We start from the raw sequence: 15,902 nt of genomic DNA, 5'->3' as shown, positions 1-15,902 counted from the left end.
GTTAATTACTCGGATTGTTTACCATTTCGTTGTTCAGGTAGTTCATCATTTTTTCGTAAAACAGGGATTCATCCGATTTCAGCATCTTTTTTGATGAGGAATAGAAATCGCTGATTTTCCTTTTGTATTGAGGAAAGAGTTTGATAAGATCTTTTTTGGAACTCACTTTGTTGAAAGCACCATTTTTTTCGATGAAGTATTCATAATCGTTATCAAATTCATAAAAAACGGACGATCCTTTTAATACTTCTCTTTTGTTTCGATGGTGTCTAATGTAAAAAGTAAAATTTTTTCCGGAGATATTTTCTTCGTAATAACCTGGTTTTAGCTTTATAATAGAAAAATAAAAGTTGTTCAGATACACGAATTTTTTATTATTGATATTAAACACAGCTACATTTTTCTGTATGAGTTCGATACTGATGGCATCCGATTCCAGTGGTCTGTAAATCAGGATGTCTTTGTAAATATCATATTTAATAGGGATGTCATAATAGTTTTGGTTGTTGTAGGTAACGAAACCGATTTCAAATTTGTCGTTTGGATAATACCGGTGCTTGTTGTTCAGGATTCGGTATTCATTGATATGGATGATTCCATTATTAATATCCAGATTTTCCTTTCCAATGGCTTGGTCAAATGATTTGGTAAGTGTTTCTTCGGACGACTGACCTTGAAGATGGTTCAAGTTGAAAATTATAAGGGTAAACGCAATTAAGAGTCTCTGGAAATTTGTTTTTGGTTTGGTTTTCATCTGTAATCAGAGCAAAAAAATATTGGATAATTCTTACGCAAAATAAAGATTAATTTGGTTTTATAATGTTAAATATGGTTTTATTTTTAAAAAATCACGTTTTATTATAACAAAAGAAAAACCCTGTTTCAAAACGAAACAGGGTTTACTATGAATTGATTTTATTTGAAAAAATTAACTTTTTTCAGAAACTTCTTTTTTCTCTTCACGTGGAGGTCTAGGTAGTAAAGCTTTTTTGGAAACTTTTTCTTTTCTGGTTTTTGGATCAACACCTAGGTATTTTACCATAAACACATCGCCCATTTTAACTACGTCGGCAACATTTTCCGTGCGCTCCCAAGCTAATTCCGATACGTGAAGCAATACCTCGTTTCCTGGTGCAGCCGTATATTCAACAACCGCTCCGAAATCAAGCATTTTGATTACTTTCACTTCGTAAGATTCACCTAGAACCGGTTTGAAAATGATAGAGTCGATTTTAGCCAATACCGCTGCAATACCTTCAGGGCTTGTTCCTAAAATTTCAACCACACCTTGCTCATCCACTTCGTTAATAACGATTGTTGTTCCCGTAGCTTTTTGTAATTCCTGAATAACTTTTCCGCCAGGTCCGATAAGGGCTCCGATGAAGTTTCCTGGAATAGTACGTGTGATGATTTTTGGAGCGTGTTTCTTAACGTCTGCTCTTGGTGTGGCAATTGTTTCGGTAATTTTACCTAAAATATGCAAACGGCCTTCACGAGCCTGATCTAAGGCTTGTTCCATGATGTCATAACGTAAGCCGTCAATTTTGATGTCCATCTGACAAGCGGTGATTCCATCAGCAGTACCGGTAACTTTAAAGTCCATATCTCCCAAGTGATCTTCATCACCTAAGATATCTGACAATACTGCAAATTTCTGTCCGTCTGTGATCAATCCCATGGCAATTCCTGAAACCGGTTTTACCATCTGAACTCCGGCATCCATTAATGCCATTGTTCCTGCACAAACTGTAGCCATTGAAGAGGAACCGTTGGATTCCAATACTTCAGAAACTATACGGATTGTGTAAGGGCAATCAGCAGGAATCATGTTTACCAAGGCACGTTGTGCCAAGTTTCCGTGACCAACTTCTCTACGTGAAGTTCCTCTTAAAGGTTTTGCTTCACCTGTTGAGAACGGAGGGAAGTTATAATGTAAGTAGAATTTCTCTTCACCTTGTTCTGATGGAGAATCAATTATGTTGGCTTCTCTGGAAGTTCCCAAAGTAACCGTAGCCAATGCCTGAGTTTCTCCTCTGGTAAATAAAGCCGAACCGTGTACGGAAGGTAAATAATCGGTTTCACACCAGATAGGTCTGATTTCGGTTGTTTTTCTTCCGTCCAAACGCAAGCCCAATTCAAGGATTACGTTACGAACCGCTTCTTTGTTGGTTTTGGAGAAATATTTGGATACCAAATCTCCATTTTCGGCTAATTCTTCTTCTGTAAATAAAGCTTTTACTTCTTCTTTTACGGCAGCGAATTTTTCACTTCTTTCACTTTTTCCGGAAGCTTCTTTTGCAATTGCATAGCATTTATCGTAAGCCGCAGCTTTTACTTTGGCATAAATAGCTTCGTCTTCTTTTTCGCCTTCATATTCTCTGTATGCAGGAGTTCCAACAGCGGCTCTTAAGCGCTCTTGTGCCTGGATCTGAACTTTGATGGCTTCGTGTGCAAATTTGATCGCCTCTACCATTTCGGCTTCCGAGATTTCTTTCATCTCACCTTCCACCATGGCAACAGAATCCATAGAAGCACCAATCATCATGTCGATGTCGGATTGCTCCAATTCTTCTCTGCTCGGGTTGATTACAAATTTACCGTCGATACGCGCTACACGTACTTCTGAAATCAAATTGTAAAAAGGAATGTCTGATACGGCTAATGCTGCAGAAGCCGCCAAACCGGCCAATGCATCCGGCATGATGTTGTCGTCATGTGACATTAACTGGATCATCACCTGCGTTTCTGCGTGGTAATCGTCCGGGAAAAGCGGACGTAACACACGGTCAACAAGACGCATGGTTAATACTTCATTGTCGCTCGGACGAGCTTCTCTTTTAAAGAAACCGCCTGGGAAACGACCTGCGGCAGCAAATTTTTCACGGTAATCTACTGTTAACGGCAGAAAATCAACTCCTGGATTGGAGGTACGAGCGGATACCGCGGTAGCTAATAACATTGCGTCGCCCATACGAACAACTACTGAGCCGTCAGCTTGTTTTGCTAATTTTCCTGTTTCGATTGAGATGCTTCTTCCATCTCCTAAATCGATAATTTCTTGGAATACTTTAGGAATCATAAAATGTAATTCTTAATTAAACAATGGGTGTCAGTTGAGTTGTTGTGTTGTTGTTGTGTGTAGTTGTCTAATACCCAATGAAAAACCAAACTTTTTTCTTTTTAAATGTACAAAACAAAAAGAGGCGCGCAGGCACCTCTTCTCATGATTATTTTCTGATGTTTAATTCTTTGATAATCGCACGATATCTGTTGATATCTTTTTTCTTTAAGTAGTCAAGAAGACTTCTTCTTTTACCTACCAATAAAACTAGTGAGCGCTCTGTGTTGAAATCGTGACGATTTTTTTTCAAGTGCTCAGTCAAGTGAGAAATTCTGAATGTGAATAACGCGATTTGACCTTCTGCAGAACCAGTGTTGGCAGCAGCACCTCCGTGTTTAGCGAAGATTTCTGATTTAACTTCTTTAGTTAAGTACATGCTAATATTTTTAAAATGATTATTATGTAAATTGAGACAGTCTCAATACGGGTGCAAAGTTAGTTTTATTTTTTAAACTCACAAACAAATTGCCGAAACTTGCCTAAAAAAGTTTTGCAACTTCCTGATTTACAAATTCTAAAAAAGTTTCGTCTTCTTTTGTGAAAGGATCCAGTACATGACTGTCGATATCTATTTGTCCTATGTTTTTTCCATCAACAAAGAGAGGTACGACAATTTCAGATTTCACCGTAAGGCTGCAGGCTATGTAGTTGTCCTGTGCTTTAACGTCGGGAACGACAAAGTTAGCGTTGGATTCGGCAACTTGTCCGCAGATCCCTTTTCCAAACGGGATGACGGTATGGTCGGTTTCGGCTCCAACATAAGGCCCGAGATGCAATGTCTTGGTTTCGTGATCGGCAAAATAAAAACCAACCCAGTCATAGTGGCTGATAGTGTCGCTTAATAACCGGCACAGATTTTTTAATTTTTCATCACGTGAAACACCGCTTTGTGAAAGCAGTTCGGTAACTTGGGGGTGTAATTCCTGAAATGTCATGTTTTTTGGTTTTTAGCAAAAGTATTTAATTGCGCTCTTTTTATTTTTATATTTTTGTTAAAATCATTTTGGTGAGAGATCTCTTTTTGCAATACAAGCCTTTTTTTGTTTTCCTGATAAAGTTTTTTGCACTTTATGCATTGCTGACCATTGGCTACCGATTATATCTCAGTCAATATGATGTAGCTCGTTTCGAAGTGGACGGTTTTACCCGTATGGTAGCTCATCAGTCTGAAGGTATTTTGCGGTTTTTGGGCAAGGAAGTGAAAACGGAACAGAATGTCTCAGAACCGTGCATGAATTTAATCTACAAAGGAAAATTTGTTGCACGTATCATAGAAGGCTGTAATGCCTTAAGCGTAATGATTCTTTTCGCGGCTTTTGTATTTGCTTTTTCTTCCAAATGGTTCAAGACAATGCTGTATATACTGGTTGGGTGTTTGATTATTCATGTGCTCAATGTTTTCCGGATAGCGTTGTTGGCCATGGCATTGTACGATCTGCCTCAATATGAGCATTTATTGCATGGTGTTGTTTTTCCGTTGTTTATCTATTCGGTAGTTTTTGTTTTGTGGGTTTTATGGATTCAGAAATTTTCAGGTTATGCTCAAAGAGGTGCTGAGAAATAAAGGTAAAATCCTTTGGGTTCTTGTTTTGGTTGTGCTTTTGGCGATGATTCGCTTGTTTGAGCAGGATTTGTTTTACGATCCTTTCCTGGCTTTTTTTAAAGAAGACTATCAGGGAGCTGAATTGCCGGAATACAATTCTGTATCGTTGTTTTTTGGATTGTTTTTTCGCTATTTTCTGAATTCGGCAATTTCATTAGCTGCGATTTATGTTGTGTTTAAAGATATTCAGCTGACAAAATTCATAACCGTTTTATATCTCCTTTTATTTGTTGTGCTGATGGTTTCGTTTTTCAGTCTTTTAAGTTATTCTGAAAAAGCCGATTTCATGCTGTTGTTTTATATCAGACGTTTTTTAATTCAGCCATTGTTTTTGATAGTTTTTCTTCCGGCCATTTATTATCAGAAAAAAAACTTCTGAAAAAATTCGTACCTTTAAACAAATGATTTAGTTTATGAAGGTCGTTAAACAATCCGGTGATATCGTTTATTTCGATCGGGATAAACTCCGTAATTCTCTTGTACTTTCCGGTGCCACAAATGAAAAAATCGAAGATATCCTGAGCATCATCGAAAGGGAGATTTATGATGGTATGCCAACGCGTAAGATTTACAAAATGGCATTTCAGCTGCTCAAAAAAACTTCGAAAGCCCATGCGGCAAGATACAATCTGAAAACAGCAGTTCAGGCTTTAGGCCCTGCAGGGTTCTTTTTTGAGAAATACATAGCCATGTTGTTCCGTACGGAAGGTTTTGAAGCTAAAACCAACGTGATTCTCGAAGGGAATTGCGTTTCCCACGAAATTGACGTGATGGTAAAAAAAGGGAATGTCATTGCTATGGTTGAATGCAAGTTTCACGGTAGCAACGAAATTAAATCCGATGTAAAAATCCCGATGTATATCCTCTCGCGTTTCAACGATTTAAAGGGAAAAACCCATCCGGTTTTCAGTCAGGAGGATACCATCAGTAAATGCTGGGTCATAACCAACAATCGTTTTACTTCCGAAGCAATTGATTTCGGCGAATGTTCCAACCTGAAATTGATCAGCTGGGATTTTCCGGTTAAGGAATGTCTGAAATATAAAATTGAGGAAAACGGTTTGTATCCGGTAACCTGTCTGACCACGCTGACTCAATTTGAGAAAGAAAAACTGCTCATTCAGGATGTGCTTTTGGCTTCTGATTTAGTCAATAACAGTAAATTGTTGTCGGATATCGGTATCAATTACAAAAGGATTAAAAACATTATCAGGGAAGCTTCCGAATTGTGCGAATACATAGGCGACAATAGTTCTATTTTTAATGACTAAACCATGAAAATTCAGTTTTTAGGAGCAGCCGGGACAGTAACCGGTTCCAAAACCTTAATAGAATCAAAAGGGATTCGTATTTTAGTTGACTGTGGTATGTTTCAGGGGAATAGGGAAGTGCGGCAACTTAATTGGGAACCGCTGCCGATTTTACCGTCAACCATTGATTTTGTATTACTTACCCATGGGCATTTGGATCATTGCGGTTGGCTTCCGTTGTTAATCAGACAGGGTTTCGAAGGGAAGATTTTCTGTACCAGTCCGACAAAAGCCATTACCCGACTGATTTTGATGGACAGCGCGAAAATACAAGAGGAAGAAGCGGAAAAGGCCAATAAGGAACATTATTCCAAACATAATCCTGCCGAACCTTTGTATACGGTTGAGGAGGCCGAGGAAGTTCTGCCTTTTTTTAGGGTGATAAAACCGGATACTTTTTTTGATGTGGATGCCGAAATTTCAGCCCGCTATTTTTCAGCCGGACATATATTGGGCGCCTGTTCCATTGAATTGTTTATAGAAGGCAAACGACTTGTTTTTTCAGGCGATATCGGAAGGGATAACGACGACCTGATGTATGCTCCCGTAAAACCGAAAGAGGGAGACTATGTTTTTTTGGAGAGTACCTATGGCGATAAGCTGCATCCTGATAATGATCCTAAAGAAGAATTGAAGCAGGCTATCAACGAAACTTTTGAGAAAGGTGGAAATGTTGTCATTCCAAGTTTTGCCGTCGAACGTGCCCAAGCGATCATGTATTTGATCTGGCAGCTTAAAAAAGCAGGCGAGATTCCGGAGATGCCTTATATCATTGATACGCCGATGGGGGTTAAGGTGATAGATATTTTTGAAGATAACCGGGAATGGCACAAATTAAGGTCAGACGAATGTCAGGAGATGTGCGCCGTTTTTTCCATGATAACGGACTATGAAGATACTATTGCCGCAATTTATGATGATCAGCCCAAAGTGGTAATTGCCGCGAGTGGGATGGTTACAGGCGGTCGCGTTTTGAGTTATCTGGAGCGGTATATAATACGTCCGGAAACGACAGTTATAATTGTTGGCTATCAGGCAGAAGGAACACGTGGAAGAAAACTGTTGGATGGTGAGAAAGAGATTAAAATGTATGGGAAGTATTATCCCGTAGAAGCCAAAATAGTCGAAATAGAAGGGCTGTCTGCACATGGTGATCAGGATGATTTGTTGAATTGGTTGTCGGAGCTGGATGAAAAACCTCAGACCGTTTTTCTGGTTCATGGCGAAACGGAAGCCTTAGTAGCTTTGAAGGAAAAAATCGAAACGCGTTACGCCATTAATTGTGAGATACCTTATCAGGGGCAGACAGTTGAAATCAATTAACAGTAAATTGTGTTTTGAAATTGAAAAAAAGAGTTAATTTTGGTCAGATTTTAACAAAATGAAAATAAATAAGCACATTAGTTTCGTTTTAGCGCTGCTGATCTTGGTTTCCAATGTCGGACTGGCGTTCAATGTGCATTATTGCGGCGGAGATCTGGCTGAAATTTCATTGGATTATAAAAAATCGGAGCCTTGTGAAGTAAAGAAAATTGAAAAGCAAGAGACATGCTGTGCTTCTACGGACGAACACGACAGTTGTTGTTCCAACAGTAAGGTCGATTTGAAAAAAACGATTTCCGATGAGGTTATCGTAAAAAGTTTTCAGTTAGATTTAGGTGCTTTTACTTTTGTAGAAGGATGGAAAGCGCCGGAAGTACCTGTTGATTTTGAAGAAATTAAATTGAAAAGTGATGCTCCTTCGTTTTATTGCGACAGTAATGCTCCGCCACTCTACAAACTCTATTGCCAGTATCTTTTCTACGACAGATTTTAATGTTTTTCCGATTTTCCGATTTAATCGGAGTAAACTTCTATTGAAACATTAAAATCAAAATCATGTATAAATATATTATGATTTTCCTTATGCTGACAGCCAATATTGCGTTAGCTCAGGAAAATGTGTCGGGTACCGTAACCGACGAAAAAAATAATCCTTTGCCCGGCGCTTCCATCGTATGGAAAGATACCGATAAAGGAGCAACGACCGACGAAAAAGGATTTTTCAGTTTGCCGATGAATCCGGGAAGCCATGAAATAACCGTGAGTTATGTGGGATATCAAAGTGTTTCCCTTATGGTTCATGAGCCAAAAGAGATCAAGGTGCAACTTCAACCCAGTAAGAGAAAAAGTCTGGATGAGGTTGTAGTAACGACCAAACGAAACTCGCTTCAAAAGTCGTATGTAAAAACGGCTAACGTAACCACTATGAGCAGCAAAGAATTGCTCAAAGCGGCGTGTTGCAACCTTTCCGAAAGTTTTGAAACCAATCCGTCCATCGATGTAAATTTCTCTGATGCCGTTTCTGGAAGCAAGCAAATCAAAATGCTGGGCTTAACCAGTCCGTACATCTTGATTGCAGAAGAAAATATTCCTTCGGTTCGAGGAGCCTCTCAGGCATACGGACTATCGTTTATTCCAGGGACATGGGTGGAAAGTATCCAGATAACAAAAGGAGCAGGGAGTGTGGTGAATGGGTATGAGAGCATTTCGGGACAAATCAATACCGAGTTGTTAAAGCCCGCAAACGACATTCCGTTTTATCTGAATGCTTATGGATCGACCGACAGCCGTTTTGAGCTGAATACACATCTCAACAAAAAGTTTACAGATAAATTAAGCAGCAGTCTTTTCGTTCATGGTAGTACCCGTGTGTCTAAAAAGGATATGAATGATGATATGTTTTTAGACAATCCTTTGGGAAAACAAATTAACTTGATGAACCGCTGGCAGTACAACGATCTGGAAAATGGTTGGGTGAGCTTTTTGAATGTGCGTTACATGAGAGACGAAAAGCAAGCGGGTCAGGTTGATTTTGATCCCGATACGGATAAAGGAACAACGAACCACTGGGGTTCCGAAATCAATACCGATAAAGTGGATGTTTCTTCAAAAATAGGTTATGTTTTTCCGGATATGCCATGGAAGAGCATCGGTTTTCAAAACGCATATAACTATCATAGTCAGAAATCCTATTTCGGTTTAAACCAATACAATATTCAGCAGAACAGTTTTTATTCGAATGTGATTTATAATTCCATCATCAGTAATACATTAAATAAATTTGCTACGGGTTTGAATTTCACATCAGATGATTACAACGAATTTGTGACGGTAGGTTTGCCGATGGACGTCAGTCGAAGAGATAATTCCCTGGGAGCGTTTTTTGAATATACTTACGATAATACCGATAATTTTAGCTTGGTGGCTGGAGCCCGTTTCGATTTACATAATCGTTTAGGAGCATTTTTTACCCCGAGACTTCACGTGCGCTACAATCCATGGGAAAAAGCCGTGTTGCGTGCATCTGCGGGAAGAGGAAAGCGCAGTGCCAATATTTTTGCTGAAAATCAAAACCTTTTTGCGAGTTCCAGAGCTTTTTCGGTTATTAATGCAAATGGAAAAATCTATGGTTTGGATCCCGAAATTGCGTGGAATTATGGGGTGAGTTTCACACAAGGCTTTCAACTGCTTGGTAAAAAGGCTGAAGTAACTTTAGATTACTACAGAACGGATTTTCAAAATCAGGCCGTGGTGGATGTGGATTTCAGTCCACAGGCCGTAGTTTTTCATAATTTAGATGGAAAATCATATGCGAACAGTTTGCAAATCGATTTCAATGTGGATTTAATGACACATTTTTCGGTTCGTACCGCCTATAAGTTTTATGATATTCAAACCGACTATCTGACAGGAACATTGGACCGTCCATTGCAGGCAAAACATCGTTTCTTTACCAATCTGGCCTACGAAACCCACATCAAGGAAAAAGGACAGCAATGGAAATTTGATTTTACCTATAACTGGATGGGGAAACAGCGTTTGCCAAATACGTCAACCAATCCGGAGCCGTATAAACTGAACCCGTATTCAAATCCGTTTTCGGTAATGAATGCTCAGGTAACGCGAACTTTCTCCAGTGTGTTTGAGATGTATGTGGGGGGTGAAAATATTGGGAATTACAAACAAAAAAATGCTATTTTAGGTGCGGAGGATCCTTTTGGCCCGTATTTTGACAGTTCAATGATATACGCACCGGTTTTCGGACAGATGTATTATGCCGGAATCCGATTTAAAGTTAAATAGATAATAAACAGCTAAACTTAAATTTTCATGAAAAATATTATTGTAATACTGCTGATTTCCTTTTTCGGATTTACAGCCCAAGCACAGGAAAAAAAGAACAAAAACGCTAAAGCGGATGTGGAAGTAAAAGGAAATTGTGATATGTGTAAAAAACGTATCGAAAAAGCAGCTTATTCTGTTGTCGGAGTAAAATCGGCGGTTTGGCACTCAGACGATCAGGTTTTGCATTTGGTGTTCAACGAACAGAAGTGTTCTTTGGAAGACGTAGAAAAATCCATCGCCAAAGCGGGACACGATACTAAAGATGTAAAAGCACCTGAAGATTCATACAATAATCTTCATACCTGCTGTCAATACGATAGATAATAGAACAAAAGCCGACTGAATTGCGAGTCGGCTTTTTTATTGAACTAATATATAACTTCCGTAAGATGCTGGTTTTTTGATTTTTATAAAAGGTGCTGTTTTATATGTTCAACTAAACACAATTTAATCGAAAAAACTACGTTAGTAGCTTATGTGTATGTTTACCATGCCAATCACGATCGATTGAATGAAGCAATGAGATTTTATTATGTGGCGTTAATTGGTAGTTGACTTTAAGTGACCAAAAAGGAACTGCAGTGACATAATATAAGTTTGTTTTAATTAAAAGGTTGAGTTAGTTATAATTAATTAAAGAAAAAGCCGTTCAGGATTTCTGAACGGCTTTACTTTTTAGGGGATTTCGATAATTTTTGTTTCGGAGATTATCTGTCCGTCTGTGGCTATACCTTCGATGACTACTTTTACTGTTTTCACGTAGTAATTAGGGATCGAGAATTTGAAAATTCCTTTTTCATCGGTTTCCACATTAGGCTCCCAGTGAATTGTTCCGAAATCCGTGAATCCTTCATCGCTGTAGCTGGTATATTTAGGATTAGCAAAAAGTTTAAGTTTCTCAAAACCATTTTTAACCAGGAACGATTGCGAATTGATTTTTGTTCTTCCAGGTCCTCCAAACGTTTTTTTGGTGTAAATCCGGATTATTCCATTGTGAGCTTCCGCACCTCCTCCGTAACCGCTTTTATTGATGTAAATCTCATCAACTCTGCTCATACTATAGCCCAACAGAAAGCTAAAATCAGGTAGAGGCGTGTCGTCTAAGAAAACAACAGGACTTTTGCTTCCCAAAAAGGAAGTCGACCTCCTTCCGAGGATCTTTACGTCGAGACCCTGAATGGATACATCATAACCATTTGCCGCTATAAACTGCAGGACGTCTCTACTAGCATCCGCATCCGTTATTTTATATCCCTTTGCCATGGCATTATTAAAACGTTTCAGGTTTGTAAGCTTAGGTTTTTTATCCTTCGCTCCGATTGTAATAGTGTCCAATTGGATGGCCTTTGCAATTTTCGGAAAATGAAAATTTGAATTTTCAGGTTTGCTTGCACCTATTTCCGGACAGTTGTTTTGTGTTATTTTAAAAGGTTTTATGAAAGTCCTATTGTTGTTTAAGACCTGAGCGGCTGATTTTAGTTCGATACGTTGGTTTTTTTTTGTCCAGAAGGGAAAAATGTACTAAGGTTGAATCGGAAACCAAAATGTTTTTAAAATAAAACTCGTTTTTCTCGTTGATTGGCGAAAATTCGCTTAATCCCGATGTTAAGGAGTTTATCTCTACTTTGGAATCCCTATCTTTTACCGGGATATTAATAGTTCCCTTAAAGGTAAGCCCGTTGTCAAAATCAAATTTCTTTTGAGGAGAAGAGCTTAGCATTGTCTGCCAATTGTACTTTGATTTTTGACACATTAAATAGGTGTCCAGTTCATAATGTTTTCTTTTAGAGAAATTGGAAAGCAGTTGATTGCCGTCCGGTGATTTTTCGCTTAGCTGGTTGTCAAGTAAAAAGGAGTTGTATATGGTTTTCTTTTCGGTTAAGGATTTGGTGCCTTCCGGTAAAACAGATACACTCAATGTTCCCGAAAGAATTGTACTTGTTCCGCTGATTACAATCGAATCGTTTTGTTTTCTTAGAACTTTAAGATCTATATTTCGGTCGAACTTCAACGGTTTGTATAGTATTCTTTCGGCAATTTTTTTATGGTTTTTGTCAACCAGATAGAGTGTATTGATTCCGTTCAATAAATTTTCATTTGGCAAAGCCAATAATTGCTCGGTATTGTCGTCTTTAAATGAAAAAGGAACATACGAACTGTAATCGTCTTGCTGGATTATAAGTGTTAAAGGTTCGTTTTTGTATTGGGCCAAACTGTTGCTGTTGGTTTTTATTTTTAATGTAGTCTTATTTTCAAAAGTGTAATTGTTGGCTGAAAAAGTAATTCCGTTAACCTCCGGGAAAGGCAGTTTTTCTTCTGTTTTAACATCGTTAATTTTGAAAACGGCTTTATATAATTCGCTTTTTGTTTGGAGGATTTCAAATTTGCCATAACCTAATGAGTTAGTGCTGAAGTTTGTTATGGTTTCACCTTTGGAATTTACTATTTCCCCGTCTTTTACACTTATGCCGTTTCCGTTGCAATCGCTGATTTTAACAGCTATTGTGTTTGATGTGCCCTCTAAAAACACATTTCCCTCAGGGAAGAATTCCGTCTTTATCGTGCTCAAATTCACTATTCTCGTGTCGGGGAATGTTTTTCCGTCTTTCGGATTGATGATTTTAAGTTCGAAAACAGATGATTCGTTTTCGGAGAAATTGTTCATGTAGTTTGTGAAAACCTCCAGGTAGTATTTACCCGTACTTATGTTTTCGTCAAGCTTGATGTTTCCTTCGAAAATACTGTTTTCGGCATAAAATAAGTATTTTTTGATTTTATTTCCTTTGTCGTCAAGCAAGGAGATGAGAACATTGGAAGTCAAAAAATAAGGCTTTTTGTTTTTCTTTTCTATAATGTACCCTTTGAACCAGATTTCGTCGCTGGTTAAAAAAATATTCTTGTTAAGATGGAGATGGATATTTTCTCTGTCCAGTTTGAAATACTCGGTAAGGGCATCGTTTATTTTTTCATGGCTTTGGTTTATTTCAGCTTGTGAAAAAACTAAGTTTTGTACTGTAAGGGCAATAATTAAATAGACTAATTTTTTTAAGTTCATTCTTTGTAAAGTTTAAACGGCGAAGATATTGAAAAAAAAAAACTGCCTGAAAGAAAAATCTGGTAGTTTTTTAGTTGTTTATATGTTTTTTTAGAACATTACATCATAGCTGGCATCCCGCTTCCTTATTTTCAACCTAATTCCTGTTTCAAATTGAATTTACGGGATTTCAATACTCGTTGTTTCTGAAATTAGTTGTCCGTCTGAAGCTATACCTTCGATGACTACTGTTACTGTTTTTTGGTTGTAATTAGGGAAGGAGAATTTAAAGATTCCATTTTCATCGGTTGTGATGTTTGGCTCCCAATGAATTGTTCCAAAATCCATAAATCCCTCGTCGCTATAGCTGGTATATTTAGGATTCGTAAATTGTTTAGGTTTTTCAAAACCGTTTTTAACCAGGAGCGATTGTGAACTGATTCTTGGGTCTATATTTTTGCTAAATGTTTTTTTTGTATAAATTCGGATTATACCGTTATGAGCCTCCATACCCCCTCCGTAACCGCTTTTATTTATATAGATCTCATCAACCCTGCTTAAACTGTAGTTCAATAACCAGCTGAAATCAGTAATTGGTGAGTCGTCTATATAAATAAGGGGGGCTCTAGTTGCTAAAAAGGAGGATGGTCGCCTGTTGAGGATTCTTACGGTGAGTCCTTGGGCAGAAGCAAGGTTGCCTTTAGCAGCTTCCTTCGCCAATGCAACGCTGTCGACCTTTGCGGGTTTTCCGATGGTAACATCATAACCATTAGCTACTATAAACTGCAGGACGTCTCTGTTGTCATCTGCCTCAGTAATTTTATAGGCTTTTGCCATGGAATTATTAAACTTTTTCAGGTTTGTAAGTTTAATTTTTTTCTCCTTGGTTTCGATTGAGATGGTATCCAGTTGAATGGCTTTTGCAATTTTCGGAAAGTGAAAATCTGAATTTTGAGTGTTGTTTGTTGTTGTTTCCGGACAGTTGTTTTGTGTTGTTTTAAATGGCTTGATGAAGGTTCTATTGTTGTTTAAAACCTTAGCGGCTGATTTTAGTTCTATGCGTCGGTTTTTTTTGTCCAAAAGGGAAAAATGTAGCACGGTTGAATCCGAAACCAAAATGTTTTTAAAATAAAATTCGTTTTTGTCATTGATTAATGAGTTTTCATTCAAAGCGGAAATTAGCGAAGTCATCTGAACTTTAGATGCTTTATTTTTTACCGGAATATTAATGGTTCCCTTAATGGTTAATCCGCTGTCAAAATCAAATTTTTCCTTAGGTGGTGTGCTCAGGATTTTTTGCCAATCGTATTTCGATTTTTGACATATTAGATAAGTGTCCAGTTCGTAGTGTTTCTTTTTTGAAAAATCAGAAAGATAATTATTTCCTTTTGTTGTTTCTTTGCTTAACTGGTTGTCTAACAATAAGGAACTGTATATTGTTTTCTTGCCAGTTAAGGACTTGGTGTCGTGTGGTACAACAGAAATACTAAGTGTGCCTGACAGAATTTTGCTGCTCCCGCCGATAAGAATGGAATCATTTTGTTTCCGAATAACTTTCAGGTCGATGTTGTGGTCAAAATTTGACGGTTTAAAGAGTATTCTTTCAGCAATTTTTTTATTGCTTTTATCCAGCAGATACAGCGCATTGATTCCTGGTTTTAAGTATTCATTCGATAAAGTAAATGGTTGTTCTGTACTCCTTTCTTCGAGTGTAAAAGGAAAAAAAGAACTGTAATTGTCTTGTTGGACAACAAGCGTAAAAGGTTCGTTCTTGTATACGGCCAGGCTGTTCGTATTTGTTCTTATCTTTAAGGTGGTTTTGTCTTCTAAAGTGTAATTGTCAGTCGAAAACGCTATTCCCAAATTTGATGGTGTTGGTAAAAATTTCTCGGTTTTAGTATCTTTAATTTTAAAGACAGCCTTGTATAATGTGTTTTTTGTCTGAACGATTTCAAATTTGCCGTAACCCAATTCATTTGTGTTGAAATTTGTAATCGTAATTCCTTGAGAATCGACAATTTTTCCATCCTTTACACTTAGACCGTTTCCGTTGCAATCGGTAATCCTTATGGCAACAGTGTTGGATGTTCCTTCCAAAAAGATGTTGCTCTCGGGGAAGAATTCCGTAATTACGGTGTTGTAGTTGATTGTATTTGTACCGGTGATTGTTTTGCCGTCTTCCGGATTGATAATTTTAAATTCGAAAACCGAAGACTCATCTTCCGCGAAATTATTCATGTAGTTTGTGTATACCTGAAGGTAATAGGTTCCGGTACTTAAACTGTTGTCAATTTTGATGTTTCCTTCAAAAACACTTTTATCAGCATAAAATAGATAGGTTTTTAGTTTGGTTCCTTTTTCGTCAAGCAGGGCAATGTGGACATTTGAAGTGGGTAAATACCCTTTTTTGCTTTTCTTTTCTATGATGTAACCCTTGAACCAGATTTCGTCGCTGGTTAAAAAAATGTTTTTGTTAAGGTGAAGATGGATGTTTTCTCTGTCCAGTTTGAAATACTCCGTTAGTGCATCGATTGTTTTTTCATTACTCGGACCTGTTTCTGCTTGTGAAAAAACTAAGTTTTGTAATGTCAGGGCTATAATTAAAAAAGCTAATTTTTTTAAGTTCATTCTTTGTAAGATTTGAATGACTAAGATATAAAAAAACTG

Annotated in this window: 14 protein-coding genes; 7 read left to right on the top strand and 7 right to left on the bottom strand. The window is 37.8% G+C overall.

Annotation, left to right across the window (positions count from 1 at the left end):
- Position 1: 1 nt before the first annotated feature.
- From LZF87_RS00870 to LZF87_RS00855, 4 genes are all read right to left on the bottom strand, one after another.
- Positions 2 to 754, bottom strand: coding sequence for a hypothetical protein (locus tag LZF87_RS00870; RefSeq protein ID WP_244340284.1), 753 nt, complete (start codon positions 752 to 754; stop codon positions 2 to 4).
- Between the two features lie 174 nt (positions 755 to 928).
- On the bottom strand, positions 929 to 3,079 hold the full coding sequence (locus tag LZF87_RS00865) for a polyribonucleotide nucleotidyltransferase (RefSeq protein WP_244340282.1): 2,151 nt from the start codon (positions 3,077 to 3,079) through the stop codon (positions 929 to 931).
- Positions 3,080 to 3,227: 148 nt separating this feature from the next.
- On the bottom strand, positions 3,228 to 3,497 hold the full coding sequence (gene rpsO / locus LZF87_RS00860) for a 30S ribosomal protein S15 (RefSeq protein ID WP_023573491.1): 270 nt from the start codon (positions 3,495 to 3,497) through the stop codon (positions 3,228 to 3,230).
- 103 nt (positions 3,498 to 3,600) lie between these two features.
- On the bottom strand, positions 3,601 to 4,056 hold the full coding sequence (locus LZF87_RS00855; protein WP_244340280.1) for a GAF domain-containing protein: 456 nt from the start codon (positions 4,054 to 4,056) through the stop codon (positions 3,601 to 3,603).
- 71 nt (positions 4,057 to 4,127) lie between these two features.
- Between LZF87_RS00855 and xrtF the strand changes: the two genes are divergently transcribed.
- The 7 genes from xrtF to LZF87_RS00820 all read left to right on the top strand — a co-directional run bounded on the left by xrtF (position 4,128) and on the right by LZF87_RS00820 (position 10,525).
- Positions 4,128 to 4,685 (top strand): exosortase family protein XrtF, encoded by a 558-nt coding sequence (gene xrtF / locus LZF87_RS00850; protein WP_244340278.1) that lies wholly within the window; start codon positions 4,128 to 4,130, stop codon positions 4,683 to 4,685.
- Positions 4,660 to 5,103 (top strand): exosortase F system-associated membrane protein, encoded by a 444-nt coding sequence (locus tag LZF87_RS00845; RefSeq protein ID WP_244340276.1) that lies wholly within the window; start codon positions 4,660 to 4,662, stop codon positions 5,101 to 5,103. The genes xrtF and LZF87_RS00845 overlap by 26 nt, the downstream gene beginning before the upstream one ends.
- Before the next feature lie 34 nt (positions 5,104 to 5,137).
- The gene (locus LZF87_RS00840) at positions 5,138 to 5,995 is read left to right on the top strand and encodes a restriction endonuclease (RefSeq protein WP_244340274.1); all 858 of its coding nucleotides are present in this window, start codon (positions 5,138 to 5,140) and stop codon (positions 5,993 to 5,995) included.
- Positions 5,996 to 5,998: 3 nt separating this feature from the next.
- Positions 5,999 to 7,357, top strand: coding sequence for an MBL fold metallo-hydrolase RNA specificity domain-containing protein (locus tag LZF87_RS00835; RefSeq protein ID WP_244340272.1), 1,359 nt, complete (start codon positions 5,999 to 6,001; stop codon positions 7,355 to 7,357).
- Positions 7,358 to 7,415: 58 nt separating this feature from the next.
- Positions 7,416 to 7,850, top strand: a complete 435-nt coding sequence (locus tag LZF87_RS00830) for an HYC_CC_PP family protein (protein WP_244340270.1) — start codon at positions 7,416 to 7,418, stop codon at positions 7,848 to 7,850.
- Positions 7,851 to 7,912: 62 nt separating this feature from the next.
- Entirely contained in the window at positions 7,913 to 10,159 is a 2,247-nt protein-coding gene (locus LZF87_RS00825; RefSeq protein WP_244340268.1) for a TonB-dependent receptor, read from the top strand.
- 27 nt (positions 10,160 to 10,186) lie between these two features.
- On the top strand, positions 10,187 to 10,525 hold the full coding sequence (locus tag LZF87_RS00820) for a heavy-metal-associated domain-containing protein (RefSeq protein WP_244340267.1): 339 nt from the start codon (positions 10,187 to 10,189) through the stop codon (positions 10,523 to 10,525).
- Positions 10,526 to 10,876: 351 nt separating this feature from the next.
- On the opposite strand, the gene LZF87_RS00815 is transcribed toward LZF87_RS00820, so the two are convergent.
- The 3 genes from LZF87_RS00815 to LZF87_RS00805 form a co-directional block, all read right to left on the bottom strand.
- Positions 10,877 to 11,536, bottom strand: coding sequence for a hypothetical protein (locus LZF87_RS00815; RefSeq protein ID WP_244340266.1), 660 nt, complete (start codon positions 11,534 to 11,536; stop codon positions 10,877 to 10,879).
- A 109-nt stretch (positions 11,537 to 11,645) separates the two neighbouring features.
- Positions 11,646 to 13,256, bottom strand: a complete 1,611-nt coding sequence (locus tag LZF87_RS00810) for a hypothetical protein (protein ID WP_244340265.1) — start codon at positions 13,254 to 13,256, stop codon at positions 11,646 to 11,648.
- Between the two features lie 159 nt (positions 13,257 to 13,415).
- Positions 13,416 to 15,863, bottom strand: coding sequence for a hypothetical protein (locus tag LZF87_RS00805; RefSeq protein ID WP_244340264.1), 2,448 nt, complete (start codon positions 15,861 to 15,863; stop codon positions 13,416 to 13,418).
- Positions 15,864 to 15,902 lie beyond the last annotated feature (39 nt).

This window comes from Flavobacterium enshiense, assembly GCF_022836875.1.
Taxonomy (GTDB): Bacteria; Bacteroidota; Bacteroidia; order Flavobacteriales; family Flavobacteriaceae; genus Flavobacterium; species Flavobacterium enshiense_A.
This window is presented reverse-complemented; position numbering and strand designations above follow the sequence as displayed.